This window comes from Apibacter sp. B3546, from assembly GCF_009827885.1.
Classification (GTDB): Bacteria; Bacteroidota; Bacteroidia; order Flavobacteriales; family Weeksellaceae; genus Apibacter.
Map to the genome: position 1 here is coordinate 1 of NZ_WINW01000033.1, position 16,832 is coordinate 16,832.

Consider the following 16,832-nt stretch of genomic DNA (forward strand, 5'->3'; position numbering starts at 1 on the left):
AAAAAAAAAAAAGTGCCGTACATCTTTTATGTGGTTGTATGCACTTTGGGCTCCTTTGTACAAATCCTATATTTATTCTCACCAATATAAGCAAGCCATTAAAATAATAAATCATAAAAAACAAACTATTAATTTTATGTCTGTTGAAATAAAAGAAGATTTTTTTCGTAGGGAGGATAAAATTTTATTTAAACTATATTATCTTTTAAACGATAAAAAAAAATTAGACGAAATAACTTATTTATGGAAACATTATTACAAAGTGAGCGATAAGTACATTAAAGGAATGAAACTTGATGCTGATCAAAACTATATTACTCATATAAATCCAAAAAATTACGACATGGATATATTTTAGGAATGTAATACATTATTAGACGGATGCTTAAAATCTAAATTTAAATAGATACAAATACCATTTTGTTTTATAATTCATATTTATATAAGTAAAGTTAAAAATTCTTAACAAAGCTCGTAAGCTTTTGAGATTTAAAACTATTACTAATTAAGACGAAGTATAAAACAGGATTTGCATATTAATTATTTATTGTGAAATATCTTAAAGCTTATTATAAAATGTAAGCGATTTTTATTTAATAAATTTCATCATAAATCAACTGTAAAAAAAGATGTTAACTATGAACTTTAAAAGTATTAAATAGTATATATTCTAGAATAAGTGTATAGGTTAAAATTTTTATAAACTAATAATAAATTGTACTAAACAAATATAGACTTATTAAAAAATGAGATCGTAAAATTTCTTCGAAATTCAGAAACTATGTTTTCACTATGTAAACTTATAAGTTGTTCGGAAACATACTATATAAACTTATTATTTTTAAAAATATACAAAATAAGCCTCAATGTTTTTTATTACAATTTAAAAACATTAATGGCTAAAAGATTTATCTTCTTACTACAGAATTCGATGAAATATGGGATAATTACTTAATAAGTATTTCATAGTTTATTTCATAAAAAAGTTGAATTAGTTTTTTAAAAAATTATTTCAATTAATGTAATATGAAATAAACTCTTGTTTAAGTTCAAACATATATCACTTCCACATCATCTGAAGAAATATATACCAATAATTTACTTGCAACTTTTTTATTCATTCCAACTAAAGCTTTTTCATATAGCGAAATTTGTTTTTTATGACCGGTTAATTTTTCACCCGTTTTGAAATCAATAAGTGTTAATGAATCTTGCTTTTCTATGATTCGATCGGGGCGGTAAATTTTTCCTTCATATATTATTTCCCGTTCTTGATATACAGTTATCCCTTTTGAAAAATAATCTTTTAATTGAGGATTGGATATAACTTTTTGTATTATCTTTTCAATTTCTGCTTCCTGACCGATTGGAATCAATCCCGTCAAAGTTAATTTTTTAATTACCATTGGCAGATCTTCCGGCGTATTAATTTCTGCTAAAATAGCATGTATACTATTACCGTATTGAATGTCTTCGTTTTCCTCACTATAAAATTTATGAGCCTCGGAACTTACTTTTATTTTAGAATTCCATCTCTCAGAGGTCCATTGTATTTTTTCTTCTTGAACAATATTTTTTGCGCTTTTCTCATTATTTTTCTTAAAATCGGAAGCAGGATAAAGTTCAACTATTCCTTCTGAAGATTTCCCTTGCTGAATTAAAAATTCACCCAACGAACTTAATTTATCTTTTCTTTCTTCCAATAAAAATAATTGTTGTGACGCCCGTGTGGTTGCAACGTATTGTATACATAATTCATCTATCTTATTTTCAAATTCTAGGGTAGTTACCACCTCTTTTATACTATCACCGGTATCATCTAAGCCTGATTTTGAAGATGTGTAAAACTTATCAAATCCATTATATAAGTCTTTATCAAGTGGAAACCAATATTCTTCTTTTCTAGAATTGCTATCGATCATAGGATAAATTACAATTGGAAATTCCAATCCTTTAGATTTATGTATAGTCATGATCTGGATGGCATTTCGATTATCAGGAAATCGTATGGATAATCCCGGACTTTTTAATTCCCAATATTCTAAAAATTCTTGTAAACTTATAACTCCGTTCTTTTCCAACTGAACTATCATATCCAATAAGGCAGAAATATATAAATCTTCTTTCTCTCCAAACCCTAAAGAATTAATAAATTCTTCTACATAATCATAAAAGCTTAAATTATATATTTGTTGATAAGGCAAAGAAATATTCAATTTTTCTTTAAACCAATTAATAATATCGTCAAAATCCAAATCTTTTATTTTACAAATTTCTTCTGTAAAATCTTCAAATTCCGCTCTACCTATGGTAAAAAGAAGATGGAGCATTCTCACCAAATTTTCTTTGTCTTCAGGATTGGAAATCCATTGTAAAGCATAAATAAGAGCTTGGATTTCAGGGGACGATATAACTAATAACGCTTCTTCTGTTAAAATAGGATATCCTTTTTCTGCAATTTTATCTACAATGGAAACACTATGCTTTTTATTTCTTACTAAAATAGTTATATCTTTAAAATCAAAACCATTCTGTAAAGACTCTTCAATTATTTCAACAATTCTTTCTTCTAAAAGATTTTCTTCTTTTGGAGATATAAATGATACCTGTACCCTTCCCCCTTTGGATAAGTGGGAGATTTGCTGTGCATGGACTCCAAACAATGAAGAATATTCGGGATTATTTACTAAATAAGTAGATAAAAATTGATAATAGGTATTATTAAAATCAACAATATTGGGCAAACTTCTGAAATTATTCTGCAAAGTTTTTACATGAATGCCTTTGTCTTCTGCATTAGCTATAAGATCGATTAATATTTCAGGATTTCCTGAACGAAATCTGTATATGGCTTGCTTGGGATCACCAACCAAAGTAATTGAATTTCCATCTGAGACTTTTGCATTATCTAACAAAGGAATTATATTATTCCATTGAAGTTGTGAGGTATCTTGAAATTCATCTATAAAGTAGTGATTGTATCTCCCTCCTAATTTTTCATATATAAAGGCTACCGGTTCCTCTTTTAAATGAGTTCCTATAATAGGATTTACATCTGATAGAAATACTACATCATTTTCTGTTTTTCGTCTGTGTAAAAATCGATTAATTTCAGATTGCAATTCAATCGTAATTAGATTTTTACGAACAGATTCATCTACTTTAATTCTAATGATCGCTTGTTTTATCTTATAAAATGCTTCAATAATTTGCGGTGCAATACCTTTTATATCTTCTTCATGACTCGATTTTGATTTTGCATATTTTTCTTCTTCACAAAAAGCTTTATAGTAAGAAGAAGATAAGTTTATACTAAGTATTTTGCTCGTGTCCTGCATTTTATAAAAAAATCCGGCCATACCTCTCGCTCCTTGATAAAAATCTCCTACTTCTAAACCGTTGGATTCAAATAACGCTATAATTTCATCGGCTGTTTTTTGTATTAAGGTATAATTTTCCTGTACTCGCCTACTTATCAACTGATTCAATTTTTTAAAATCTTCAATCTCTTTAGAAGTCAAAGAATTAATCTGTTCCAGATTCTTTTCTTTTAAAAAATTTTGTGAGGAAGTCAATAATTCCTTTCTAATATCTGTAGATGATTCGTTCTCGAATTTCCAAAATATATAATTTAAAATAACCTCAGCAAAAGGATTATCTGTTCCTAATTCATCTACTAATTCATCAATTGACTGTTTTAGATATTCCGAAGAATCCAGTTCCACCGCAAACGAATACGACAACCCCAATTCTTTGGTAAATGCCTTCATCAATCGTAAATTAAACTTATCAATGGTACTGATGGAAAATAAAGAATAATGATGTAAGATATAGGATAAGGCCCTATACGATCGCTGATGTAAAAGAGATATATCTATATTCAGTTCTTGAGATATCTGCTGTAAAACTATATTCGATTGATAATTTTTTTCATCTGAAAAATCCTTTAACCATGAAAGTATGCGCGTTTTCATTTCATTAGCTGCTTTATTGGTAAAAGTTACTGCTACTATGGAACGCACAGACTCTACGGTATCATTTTGCAACAGGATACAAAGGAAATTTTTCACCAAAGTAAATGTTTTCCCGGCACCTGCAGATGCATTGTATATCGTATAGCTTGAACTCATTCAGATGAAAATTAAAAAAGGATTTAACAAAATTAGTTAAATCCTTAATAGTATGGAATTTTATAACTTAATAAAGCTTTTCTCTATCTTCTTTTTTGAAATGAATAAATTAAATGGAATACTCCCGGAAGTATAAAAATACTTCCTAACATTAGTGCCCATGCCAGCATTGCAATAGTTTTATGTATGTATTGGTCTTCAATCAAAGATAGACTCCCCTGTTTTAATATAACTAAATTAGGATAATGCCGGTAGGTTACCGCAAACAATATGGTTAATACCTGAAATCCCGCTAATACTCTTATCCAAGAATATTTTTTTTCTTTCAATGCATATAGAGTTCCAAAAACAGAAACGGTTGCTAAAATTACCGCAATCCATCCGACTGTTTCTCCAAATATCCATTGAATTAAATGAACATGTGAAAAATAAGCACATACAAATACTAAACCTCCGGTAACTATCACTACAAATAAAAATATAGTAAGTTTTTTAGATAAATATTCACGATCATCAAAATTTTTAACTTGAGACAATGAATAGGAAACAGCCAAATATCCACAAATACTACAAGTGAAAACACCCAGCGCACATCCAAACGGAGTAAGCCAACTCCAAATATAAGCATTCATAAAATCGGTAGGTTCTACATCAATAGTTCCGGAAACCGTTGCTGCTGCTATTATACCTAAGAAAAAGGGCGTGGTTACACTGGAATATCTAAATATTTTATTATAAACAAACTGCCAATGATCTTTAATCGCATCGTAATTTCGAAATGAAAAGGCAGTTCCTCTAGCAATTATACCTATAAGCATTAATAGTAAAGGTATATGTAAATAGGTTGATAGCACCGAATAAATATCAGGAAACCCTACAAAAAGAATTACAATTACAATGATCAACCACATATGATTAGCTTCCCATACGGGTCCCATTTCTTCATACATAATTTTTTCAATTCTTTTTTCATTTTTTTGTTTGCTGAATAATTCTAAAATTCCGACTCCAAAATCTGCACCTCCTAATAATAAATACAAAGCGATCGCTGTCCAGAGGAAAAAAATTACTACATATAAATAAAACATACTCTACTTCTTATTAGGTTTATAATTCTTATCCGTTGCGTCATATAATATAGGAACCATTTTCATTTGCCTATATAAAAGGAAAATTACAATGGCTGATAAAGAAATAAAAATAGCTGTGAATAAATAGAATGAATATGCTATTCCGGGCATAGGTGTTACGGCATCAGCTGTCCTCATTACTTTATAAATAATCCACGGTTGACGTCCAACTTCCGTTACGGTCCATCCTGCCTCCAGTGCTATATATCCCAAGGGGGTAGCTATTACAAATAATTTATAAATCCATTTTTTTGTAAGCCAATTTTTAGTTTTGAATCTTGCCAATAAATATATAACCGCCAATATCATTAATGCCACACCTAATATAATCATGATTTGAAAGGAATAATGCGTTATTGCAACGGGCGGTCTATCGTCTTTGGGAAAATCAGTGATTCCTTTAACCGGATCTTTTACATTTCCATAAGCTAAAAAACTTAATAAACCGGGTATTTTTATAGCATAATCAACTCTTTCTTCCTTTTCATTTACAATACCTCCTAAAATAAATGAGGCCGGGGCTTCTGTGTGGAAGTGCGCTTCCATGGCTGCCAACTTTTCCGGTTGTCTTCTGCTTACATCTTTCGCAGAGATGTCTCCACTTAAAGGTTGAATCAAAGCTGCAATACATGCACAAGTGGCAGCAATTTTAAATGCTTTACTATGAAATTCGATATTCTTTTTCTTTAAGATCATGAATGCATGCATACCGGCTACGGCAAATCCGGTAGCCACAAATGCGGCTATTATCATATGTAATGCCTGAGAAAACCAAGCATCATTAAACATTGCCTTTACAGGGTCAATGTTTATATAGTTTCCGTTAACATAGTCAAAACCTGCGGGACTATTCATCCAAGCATTAGCTGCTAAAACCAGTATACCTGATGACAATCCGCTAATTCCAACTAATAATCCTGTTAACCAGTGAAACCAGGGGTTGAATTTATTCCAACCGTAAAGAAAGAATCCTATAGCTATAGCTTCTACGAAAAAGGCAGTACCTTCTAAAGAAAAAGGCATACCAAAAATTGGACCTGCATGTTTCATGAATTCAGGCCAAAGCAATCCTAATTCAAAGGAAAGCATGGTACCTGAAACCGCTCCGGTTGCAAATAATATTGCGATTCCTTTACTCCAAGCCTTTGTTAGACCTTTGTATACTTCATCTCCGGTCTTTAAATATTTATAATGTGAAATTGCCATAAAGAAAGGCATAACCATACCTATACATGAAAATATGATATGGAATCCTAATGAAACTGCCATCTGCGATCGAGCAGCAATAAAATCATTCATCGAAAAAACAAATTAAAGAGTGCAAATTTATAATAATTCTTAACTTTTAAAATCATTTAATAAAAAGTTTTACTATAAGTCATGATTTATTTTATCATTATATAACAATAATTTAATTAAGATATTTATATAATTATATTTTTTTAGCATAATTATCATAGCTGCTTTCACTTATTATAAAAAACATCACATATTCATTATTGTTAAACAAATAATTATTTTTTATTAAAAAATTATGCCGAAAATTTAGAATTACTAATTAAAATCTTATTTTTTGAGGTTAAACTTCAAAAAAAAGAATTTTCAACATCAATATTTAGTTGTAATTTGATTTTAATTATTGAGGTTCAATTATTTTAAAATTTACTTTAAGTAGGCATGGTTATAATTCATTAAATTAAATGAGCTAAGCGCTAAAAAGAAGGAGGAGTTTACTTATTATTTAATTTATATTTAAAATGAGCTAAAATTAAGAGCTTTTAAAAGAATTAAACCCATTCAGTTATGAAACTTTATTTAGATTAATAAAGTTTCCAATTATATATGTTACCAACATTATTATTTTTCGAATGTCAAAATAATTTACTCATTTTTAGACAAATAGTTTCCCGGATTTTTTTTGAATTCTTCCTTACAATGTGAACTGCAAAAACCATATAATTTACCTTGATAATTTAAGGTATCTTTTAAATTTTCATGGGTAGACATACTACATACAGGATCTACTTCATTCACAACTTTTACATTGGAGAGTATTTCTTCTTTGCTTGTATCCTTATTATTCTTAAGCTCACAAGAAGTCATCCACATCATTACAATTATATTGAGTGCGATAAATTTTATATTTTTTTTCATTAATTATGAATTTTAATTTTAAAATATGAAGTTTTAATTTGAACTCCATAATCGAGCTAAATGTATGAAATCTTCTACAGATAATTGTTCGGCGCGTAGATTTAATAATTCATGGGATTCAAGATGTTGAGGAATGTTTAAAACTTTTAATGCATTTCTCAGTGTTTTTCGTCTTTGATTAAATCCTGCCTTTACTAATTTAAAAAAGAATTCATCATCTATACCCTCTATTTTATCTCTATATCGTTTTAAGCGTATAACTGCCGATTTAACTTTGGGAGGTGGTGTAAATACGTTTTCATGAACAGTAAATAGGTTATCTACATTATAATATGCTTGGGTTAGAACGGATAGTATACCATAAATTTTATTTCCTTTTTGAGCGGCAATTCTTTCTGCTACTTCTTTTTGAAACATTCCAACCATTTCCGGTATTGTATGTTTATTTTCTAAAATCTTAAAAACAATTTGTGAAGAAATGTTGTAGGGAAAATTACCGATTACAGCAAAATTATCTGAAAATAATTCCTCAAATTCTAACTTAAGAAAATCACCTACAATGTTGTTTTCCAGTTGAGGATAATTTATTTTTAAATAATCTACAGATTCCTTATCTATTTCAGCAACATATACTTTCACCTGCTTTTGAAGTAAAAACTGAGTTAGAACTCCCATACCCGGACCAACTTCCAACACTAAGTCATACGGTTTATAGCTTAATGAATCTACTATTTTTGAGGCGATATTCTGATCATTTAGAAAATGTTGCCCTAAATGCTTTTTAGGTTTAACTTTCAATTGTATCTTTATTTTAACAATAATTTATATCCAAAATTACACTAAAATAAATGAAGTTTTTATATTTTAGCGAATATTTAATAAAAATATGGCCAATAAAACAGACAAGCTAAATAAGGGAAGATTGCGTTCTTCTAACATTACTGTAGTCATCAGTATTTCTTTAGTCTTATTTTTAATTGGAATCATTGGCATGATTGTAATTAATGCCAATTCTTATATTGATTATTTGAAAGAACAAATGGTGATTGAAGTTTTCTTTAAAAACGACAGAAATAAAAATAATCTAATAAAAAACGAAAAAGCCCAACTAAATTATCTTGACAGCATTCAAGTAAATCCTTACGTAAAAAAGGCTAAGTATATATCTAAAGAACAAGCAACTTACACCGCAAAAAAAGATTTAGGAGTTGACTCTCAATCTCTTTTCGAAGAAGATATATTTCCGGCGTCCATTACTATCGCTTTAAAACCGGAATATACTGATTCCGTACATATTGAAACTATAAAAAAGCAAATTCAAAAAAATGTTTTAGTTGATGAGGTAAAATCCGACAGTAATTTATTAACTCAGATGAATAAAGGAGTTCGAAAAATTACGTTAGGTATTTCCATACTTGCCGGTATTATCTTATTAATTGCCATTTCATTAATTAATAATTCCATTCGATTGAAAATTTACGCTAAAAGATTTATAATCAAAACCATGCAATTAGTGGGCGCAAAGCGTTTATTCATTATGAAACCCTTTTTAATTCAATCGGTAATTTTAGGAGCCATAGGATCTGCAATAGCCTTAGTTCTTTTATTTGCCGTAAATTATATGCTTATCCGTTATAATATTCTTCCGCCAATTGTAGATTATTCTAACCACATTATCTTGTCTTTATTTATTTTGCTTATTGGAATTTTGATCACAACGGTTAGTACATGGTTTGCAACTTGGAGATATTTAAAACTTAAAATTGATGATCTATATTATTCATAATTCTTAAATTGGCTGAAAATTTAATTTTATGAAAGATCAACCATCAAAAAATATATATTCTGAATCTGATAAACCTTTTTTATTTGGAAAAAGAAATTATACATTTATGTTTATCGGTTTGGGTTTAATTGCTCTAGGTCTTATTTTGATGACAGGACCGGATGCGAATACTGTAAATGGAGTTTATGATAAGAATAACTGGAACGAAGATATTTTTAGTTTCAGAAGAATTCGACTGGCCCCAATTCTTATTGTTCTTGGGTTTTTAGTCGAAATTTATTCAATCATGACTTATTCTAATCCAAAAAAGAACTCTAAATGAATACGTTAGAAGCGATCATTATTGCTATTGTTGAAGGTCTTACAGAATATTTACCTGTTTCCTCCACTGCCCATATGATTTTTACCAGTTCCATTTTAGGAATACAAGAAAATAACTTTGTAAAAATGTTTGAATATTGTATTCAACTGGGCGCAATCTTAGCAGTTGTTGTTTTATACTGGAAAAAATTTTTCGATTTTAAAAGATTAAATTTTTATTTGAAATTAATATGTGCTGTAATTCCTGCTTTAATTTTAGGTAAATTATTTAATGAAAAAATTGATGCTATTTTAGAAAAACCCATTCCTATTGCCATCGTTTTAGTTGTTGGCGGATTTATACTTCTGTTTGTAGATCGTTTTTTTAAAAATCCTACTATACTTAAAGAAGAGGATATTTCAATTAAACAAGCTGTAATTATAGGTTTTTGGCAATGTTTAGCAATGATGCCGGGTACCAGCCGATCTGCAGCCTCAATTATTGGCGGAATGCAACAAAAATTAAGCAGGGAGGTTGCCGCTGAATTTTCTTTTTTTCTGGCAGTTCCTACTATGCTGGCGGTTACCGTATATTCTCTTACATTAAAAACATGGGAAGAAAATGGAATCAGCATGAAAGGGTATGAACTATTGGCTTCAAATAGTAATCAAATGTGGCTTTTTATTTTAGGAAACCTTGTTGCCTTTGTAGTAGCAATTTTTGCTATTAAATTTTTTGTTGGAGTGATTAAAAAATACGGATTTAAAATTTGGGGCTGGTACAGAATTATTATAGGTTCTTTATTATTGATATATTTTATTTACTTCCAAAAAGCTTAAAATTTTGAGTTTTATTTATTAAATATTTACTTACAATTTAAAAAAGTTGAATTTAAGATTTTATGTTTATTTAAATACTATATAGTTCTACTACTTCGCATTAATATTTAACTGTTTTTATTTTTCTATATTTTAATAGTAAATTAAATATTTTGTATGGGATAAACACAATTGCTTATTTTAGTTTAAATTTATACCTTATTAAAAACCAAATTATATAATCTTCAAAAATTACCTGAAGTTCGATATTCTCAATAATCACACTTTATTATTATTTATTTTTCAGTTAAGGAATGTAATTTGCAATCATAAATTTAACAGATGTTATATATTTTTAGAGTTTATAAATATCTTATAATATAATAAACTATATACAAGATAAAGCTTAAAAAATACTTTTTAATTAATATTATCATAAATTTACCAAAAACTAATAATAATGTCAATACACTCGGAATTTAAAAAGATAACTACTGAAACTTTCAAAAAAATGAAAGTTTCGGGAGAAAAAATATCTATGTTAACTGCTTATGATTACACTATGGCAAGTCTTGCAGATGAAGCCGGAATAGATGCTATTTTAGTTGGCGATTCTGCAGCTAATGTAATGGCAGGATATGAAACTACGTTACCTATAACGTTGGATCAAATGATTTATCATGCCCAATGTGTATCAAGAGGAATTAAAAGAGCTTTATTAGTTGTAGATTTACCTTTCGGTACCTACCAATCCGATCCTTTACAAGCTTATCATTCTGCCGTTCGAATTATGAAAGAAACCGGTGCTTCCGCAATAAAAATGGAGGGAGGAATTGAAATAAAAGATTCTGTAGAAGCCATTGTTAAAGCCGGTATTCCTGTTATGGGACATTTAGGTTTAACTCCTCAATCCATTCATCAATTTGGATCTTTCAAGTTAAGAGCGAAAGAAGATGCCGAAGCAGATAAATTAATTTCCGATGCTAAATTATTAGAGGAAATAGGGTGTTTTTCACTAGTATTAGAAAAAATACCGGCTCAATTAGCAGAAAAGGTAACCAATGAATTAGATATTATTACCATTGGTATCGGTGCAGGAAATGTTACTGATGGTCAAGTTTTAGTTATTCATGATTTACTAGGCTTAAATAAAAATTTCAAACCTAAATTCGCCAGAAAATATTTACATCTTCATGAACAAATTGTTGAAGCCGTTTCAAATTATGTTCAAGATGTAAAAAGCCAAGAATTTCCAAGTAAAGAAGAAAGCTTTTAAATTTTTCACCTATTTAAGGATATAAAATTTTAGTGTCCTAAATTATTGGAATTATTTTTTTAAAAATATGCTTACTGAAAATCAAATACTTTTTGAAGATAATCATATCATCATTATAAACAAAAAAGCCGGTCAGCTCGTTCAAGGAGATAAGACCGGTGATATTTCATTATTGGATGAGGTAAAATCTTATATTAAGCTAAAGTATTCCAAACCCGGAAATGTTTTTGCCGGACTTGTTCATCGCATTGATCGTCCTACTTCCGGCATTGTTATATTTGCTAAAACCAGTAAAGCCCTTACTCGATTGACGGAAATGATCAAGAAAAGAGAAATTAAAAAAACTTATTGGGCAGTAGTAAAAAAAAATGAAATTCCTGAAACACAAAGGTTAATTCACTATTTAAAGAAGAATGAAAAAAATAATAAGGCAATTATTTTTAATACATCGAGTGCTCAAAGCGGTTCCAAAGAGGCCATTCTAACTTATAAAATAATAAAAAAATCTGACCATTACCTATTATTGGAAATCGATTTGGAAACAGGAAGACATCATCAAATACGAGCGCAACTCAGTGCAATTAAATGTCCAATCAAAGGGGATCTAAAATACGGTGCTGATCGTTCCAACTCTGATGGAAGCATTCATCTATTAGCCAGAAAAATTGAATTTATTCATCCCATTAAGAAGGAAAAGATTGTACTGGAAGCTCCTGTTCCGGAAAATGATAATTTATGGAAAAGCTTTGAAAATTAGAGTTTTTTAAAATATAAATATACAGTACTCATATTATAAAATCCTGAAAATATATACGCTAAACCGGTTGCCATTGCTGCTCCTGCTATTCCATAGTGAGGAATCAAAAATATCCCTACAATTAGCTGAATAATAATAGCTACTACGGAAGCAAAAATATTGTTTTTTAGTAACCCTAATGCTGCTGAAATATTTCCAAAAGGAATCAATACGAGTAAAGAAAAAACCGAAGCAATCATAAGAATATAAAAGGCCGTATTTGCCTGATAATTACTTCCAAATAATAAATTAATTATAAAATCTCCAAATAAAAAAAATATCGATATAAGCACACTTCCCAAACTAAAAAAAATTATAAAATAATTTTTCATATAAGTTTGAAAATACTTTTTGTTGTTAAAATTCTTTACAAATTTAGGATAATCTGTTACTATAAACATTTGAGCAATAAAGAATAAATTAAAAGGAATGATAGATGAAATTCTATATTCTGCAATACTAACTGCCGAAAGAAAATATCCTACCATAAAAGTATCTATCGATGAAATAGAAGTATGTAAAAAATTAGCTATGGAACTACCTATTGAATACTTCCAAAATTCTTTTTTAGATACGGGAAGTTTCGTATTTTCTTTAGACTTACTATATTTCTTAAGGAAGCAATAAAAAAAAATACATGAAATGGATAATGAAACAACATACCCATAAACTCCAAATATAAAGCTGAACAATAAAGAAACTACTAATGTGCTAACATTAAAGACCATATCCGTCATTGCATATCCATAATTATTATCACGTATTTGAAAATCTATGCGTATTTGATAAAAAAAGGAAAGACTGACGAAACGTAAGCTTAATAGTAATGAAATTATTATTAGATAGTTATATTTTGTAGCAAACAACAGGCAAATAATAAGAAATAAAAATATGGTGATACTATTGAGCTTATTGCCTACTTTAAAATTATAAATACTTAATTTATCCTTTCCCTTATTATCGGAAACTAATGAGCCGTAACGAAGTAATGCATTTTGACTTCCCATATTTATAAAGGGCATAAGAAAAGATAAAATGGACAAGGCTAATGTAACCGATCCAAATTCCTCTTTGGTAAGAATTCTAACTATAAAAAAAGAATTACTTACCATAGCCAATTTACTTACTACTTGAGATATAGCAATATATCCTCCTTTATTTTTTTGGAATTCAAGTAAAAAAGATGATAAACTTTTTATCATTGGTAGTATCTATTTAGTGTATTTGAACATAACATTCATATATATTTGATCCATTTTTTTTGCTATACTTTTTATACTAAAATGCTTATCAGAAAATTGATGCATAACGTCAGATTTTGCAAATTCTACTTTACCCGTAATACATTTTTCCATTGCTTCATACAATTGATCCTCATTACCTTTTTCTATAAGAATCCCAAAATTTTCAGGAAATAACTCAGAAATTCCTCCTACATTAGTCGAAATTACCGGTAAACCGCACGAAAATGCTTCATTAATTACACACGGTTGGCTTTCAGTATTACTAAACATGACTAATAGATCCGCATTCTTCATTTTATCCGAAACCTCAACTTCAGATAAAGAGTCAAAAGTAAAAATGTATTCTTTCAGCTTATTATTTTTTATAAATTCTTTTATATGAGTATTATCTCCATCCCCTCCTATTTGAAGTGTAAATCTATATCCTGAATCTGCTAATCTTTTAGCTACATTTAAAATACCTGTAATATTCTTGTATTCATTGTTTAAATTCGAAATATGAAGAAATTCATTTTTTTTCTTTTTTTTCTCTAATGGTTTAAAAATTTTCGTATTTACCACATTTGGAATAATACTAAATTTCCCCTTAATTCCTTTATTTTTCATGTTTAACTCCAAATCTTTAGTTACAGGTATCAGGCAACTTGCTTTAAAACAAATTAGTTTCATTAGTAGATAATAAAGTTTGAGAGACAGACTAGAATTGTTTGTGAGCCAACGCGACCAGTGTTCTGTAACTACAAAATTTATGTTCTTCCTCATCTTAAAATAATAAGCAAGAATAGCATAATAATGTAAGACATGAATATGGAGTAAATCTACTTTTTCTATTTTCCGTAAACCTTTTATATAGGCTTGACATTTTTTAACGTAGTTAATGAGTTTATAAGAACTTCCTTTATAATAAATTTTTAAAATAAATAAATTTTGTTCTTTATCCGTAGTAAGTTCAAATTCATTTTTTAACTGTTCATCTCTTTCAACATAAAGAATACTTACCTTATGTCTTGTTGCAACCGCTTGAGCATGTCGTAAGATAAAATTACCATTTTTAGGATTTTTTTTGGAAGGAAACCAATAAGGTAAAAAAAGAATATGTAATTTTTGTCGCATCAGTAAAAGAGAACAAACTACAAATATATTATTTTTATCCAGATAATTAATTTATTATTTTTGTTAGTTAAAATGACTCAACGAAAAAAAGTATTAGTTTCTGTAATTAATAATATAGCTACGGATCAAAGAGTAGAAAAGGTTTGCAATTCCTTATATAAAAATGGTTACGAAATTTCAATTATCGGTACTAATTTATATGGAAAGCCCCCATTAAATAGACCCTATTCTTTTCACCGTTTCCATCTTGCCTTTCAAAGAAAATTTTTATTATTTGCGGAATTTAATTTTAAATTATTTTGGAAACTATTATTTCAATCCGATAAACACACCATATTATTAGCTAACGATCTGGATTCTCTTTTACCTAATTATTTAGTTTCAAAATTTAATAAAATTCCTTTAGTCTTTGATAGTCATGAAATATACTCTGAGCTGCCGTCCATACAAGGTAGATATGCTCAAAAACTTTGGAGAAAACTGGAAAAATATCTTATACCCAAAATTGAATATTTTTATACCGTTAGTGAAGGATATGCAGATTTTTTTGAAGAAAAATACAGCAATCGCCCTATTATAATTAAAAATGTTCCAATCATCGCCACTGTATCCAACAAGAATAAAAATATTCATACTAAATTACCTGAAATTCCATGTAATAAGAAAATTATAGTATATCAAGGAGCCATTAATTACAGCAGAGGGATTGATAAAATGATAGAAGCCATGAAATATATTGAAAATGCACAATTATGGATTATTGGTAATGGCCCATTAAAAAACACATTCGAAAATTTAAGTAAAGAATTATGTTTAGATCATAAAATTTATTTCTTAGGAGAAATTTCTCCTGAACAACTAAAATTAATAACTCCTAAAGCTGAGTTAGGTATAAGTCTGGAAGAAGACGGGGGTCTAAGTTATCGTTATGCTCTTCCTAATAAAATATTTGATTATGTTCATGCTAAAATACCTGTTCTAGGAACCTATCTTCCGGAAATAAAAAACATGATAAATGAAAATCAAATTGGCGAAGTAATTACTAATCATTCAGCGATTGAAATTTCAGAAAAAATAAAATTATTACTTTCTAGAGGAAAAAAACATTATGAAAATAATTTGGAAAAAACATCAATAAAATACAATTGGGAAGCACAGGAATCAACCTTGTTAAATATTTTCAATCAGGCGAGTAAATGACACAAATACCCAATTTTGTATAATTGAAAAATTTTTAAATCTGCATTTTCGGACAATAAATTCTTTTTCATTAAACCACGATTTTTTTTAAATAAATAGGTAACGAATTTAACGCCGTTCACTTTTTTTATTTGAAAATATACTTTTGCTAGTCTGATTTTTTTACATAGCATTTCATCATGTTGTATTAAACTTGATAAATTTTTAATAGCTTCTTCCGTTTTGTTTAAAAATATATGGTTCGATTCAATTCCCTCATGATAAACAGGATTTTCTATTAATTCAAGTTTAATAGTATTTGCTTCTAAGGTTAACCCAAACATTGTATCTTCATATCCATAATTGCGTTCTAAAACAGGAAAAGGAATGGAATGAAAAATACTTTTTCTAATCATTATATTAGCTGTTTTTAAATAGAGATAATTTGAGTTACCAGAATTTTTTTTTAGAGAAGTTTCTTCATAAGTAACTCCGTATTTCCAACGTAAAGACTTCTGAATAGTTTGTTCCAAATTCCTCCTATATAATATAGTCCCGCTTAAAACCTGACTTTCACAATGAATGGATGAAACAAAAGTTTTAAGATACGATGAAGTAGCCGGTATAACATCGGAATCCATGAATACTAACCATTCATAGTTAGCTTTTTGTGCTAATAAATTCCTAGCTTTAGCTCTTCCTAAATTTTCTTCGGAAATGATATAAGTAAGATTGTTTTTTGCACAAAATAATTGATTACTTTTAGTGATTTCATGATTTACAGAGGCATCATCAAGAAAAAGTACCTCATAGGTTACATTTAATTCTGCTCCTTGTTTTACCAATTCTTTACCTAAATTTATAATGGAATAATTATAAACTGGAACAAGAATTGAAATCATAGA

15 protein-coding genes are annotated in these 16,832 nt (G+C 28.7%); 7 read left to right on the forward strand and 8 right to left on the reverse strand.

Annotated elements, in window-relative coordinates:
* Nucleotides 1–358 (forward strand): hypothetical protein (locus GFU93_RS06100; RefSeq protein WP_221411559.1); only part of this gene is annotated, 358 nt, incomplete at its 5' end.
* A gap of 691 nt (nt 359–1,049) precedes the next feature.
* Here GFU93_RS06100 and GFU93_RS06105 read toward each other — a convergent pair.
* From GFU93_RS06105 to rsmA, 5 genes are all read right to left on the reverse strand, one after another.
* Complete coding sequence (locus tag GFU93_RS06105; protein WP_160568056.1) at nt 1,050–4,130, reverse strand: exodeoxyribonuclease V subunit beta; 3,081 nt, start codon at nt 4,128–4,130, stop codon at nt 1,050–1,052.
* A gap of 83 nt (nt 4,131–4,213) precedes the next feature.
* Nucleotides 4,214–5,218, reverse strand: coding sequence for a cytochrome d ubiquinol oxidase subunit II (locus GFU93_RS06110; RefSeq protein WP_160568058.1), 1,005 nt, complete (start codon nt 5,216–5,218; stop codon nt 4,214–4,216).
* 3 nt (nt 5,219–5,221) lie between these two features.
* On the reverse strand, nt 5,222–6,559 hold the full coding sequence (locus GFU93_RS06115) for a cytochrome ubiquinol oxidase subunit I (RefSeq protein WP_160568060.1): 1,338 nt from the start codon (nt 6,557–6,559) through the stop codon (nt 5,222–5,224).
* A gap of 582 nt (nt 6,560–7,141) precedes the next feature.
* Nucleotides 7,142–7,414, reverse strand: a complete 273-nt coding sequence (locus GFU93_RS06120; RefSeq protein WP_160568062.1) for a YHS domain-containing protein — start codon at nt 7,412–7,414, stop codon at nt 7,142–7,144.
* A gap of 33 nt (nt 7,415–7,447) precedes the next feature.
* Complete coding sequence (gene rsmA, locus GFU93_RS06125) at nt 7,448–8,212, reverse strand: 16S rRNA (adenine(1518)-N(6)/adenine(1519)-N(6))-dimethyltransferase RsmA (RefSeq protein ID WP_160568064.1); 765 nt, start codon at nt 8,210–8,212, stop codon at nt 7,448–7,450.
* An 88-nt stretch (nt 8,213–8,300) separates the two neighbouring features.
* Here rsmA and GFU93_RS06130 point away from each other — a divergent pair, with 88 nt between their 5' ends.
* The 5 genes from GFU93_RS06130 to GFU93_RS06150 all read left to right on the forward strand — a co-directional run bounded on the left by GFU93_RS06130 (nt 8,301) and on the right by GFU93_RS06150 (nt 12,352).
* Entirely contained in the window at nt 8,301–9,200 is a 900-nt protein-coding gene (locus GFU93_RS06130) for an ABC transporter permease (RefSeq protein WP_105297125.1), read from the forward strand.
* 28 nt (nt 9,201–9,228) lie between these two features.
* Nucleotides 9,229–9,522 carry a DUF3098 domain-containing protein gene (locus GFU93_RS06135; RefSeq protein WP_105297124.1) on the forward strand — a complete coding sequence of 98 codons (294 nt, stop codon included), beginning with the start codon at nt 9,229–9,231 and terminating at the stop codon, nt 9,520–9,522.
* A complete protein-coding gene (locus GFU93_RS06140) occupies nt 9,519–10,340 on the forward strand; it encodes an undecaprenyl-diphosphate phosphatase (RefSeq protein ID WP_160542423.1) in 822 nt (273 codons plus the stop codon). Before GFU93_RS06135 ends, GFU93_RS06140 begins: the two co-directional genes overlap by 4 nt.
* 439 nt (nt 10,341–10,779) lie before the next feature.
* A complete protein-coding gene (panB, locus tag GFU93_RS06145; RefSeq protein WP_160542424.1) occupies nt 10,780–11,595 on the forward strand; it encodes a 3-methyl-2-oxobutanoate hydroxymethyltransferase in 816 nt (271 codons plus the stop codon).
* A 67-nt stretch (nt 11,596–11,662) separates the two neighbouring features.
* A complete protein-coding gene (locus GFU93_RS06150; RefSeq protein WP_160568066.1) occupies nt 11,663–12,352 on the forward strand; it encodes an RluA family pseudouridine synthase in 690 nt (229 codons plus the stop codon).
* Here GFU93_RS06150 and GFU93_RS06155 read toward each other — a convergent pair.
* Together GFU93_RS06155 and GFU93_RS06160 are read right to left on the reverse strand one after the other, a co-directional pair.
* Nucleotides 12,349–13,593 carry an oligosaccharide flippase family protein gene (locus tag GFU93_RS06155; protein WP_160568068.1) on the reverse strand — a complete coding sequence of 415 codons (1,245 nt, stop codon included), beginning with the start codon at nt 13,591–13,593 and terminating at the stop codon, nt 12,349–12,351. The two genes, GFU93_RS06150 and GFU93_RS06155, sit on opposite strands and share 4 nt — an antisense overlap.
* A 9-nt stretch (nt 13,594–13,602) precedes the next feature.
* Nucleotides 13,603–14,748, reverse strand: coding sequence for a glycosyltransferase (locus GFU93_RS06160; RefSeq protein ID WP_160568070.1), 1,146 nt, complete (start codon nt 14,746–14,748; stop codon nt 13,603–13,605).
* A 72-nt stretch (nt 14,749–14,820) separates the two neighbouring features.
* On the opposite strand from GFU93_RS06160, the gene GFU93_RS06165 reads away from it, so the two are divergent.
* Nucleotides 14,821–15,948, forward strand: a complete 1,128-nt coding sequence (locus GFU93_RS06165) for a glycosyltransferase (protein ID WP_160568072.1) — start codon at nt 14,821–14,823, stop codon at nt 15,946–15,948.
* Here GFU93_RS06165 and GFU93_RS06170 read toward each other — a convergent pair.
* Entirely contained in the window at nt 15,933–16,829 is an 897-nt protein-coding gene (locus GFU93_RS06170; protein WP_160568077.1) for a glycosyltransferase family 2 protein, read from the reverse strand. The genes GFU93_RS06165 and GFU93_RS06170 overlap by 16 nt on opposite strands.
* Between the last annotated feature and the right edge of the window lie 3 nt (nt 16,830–16,832).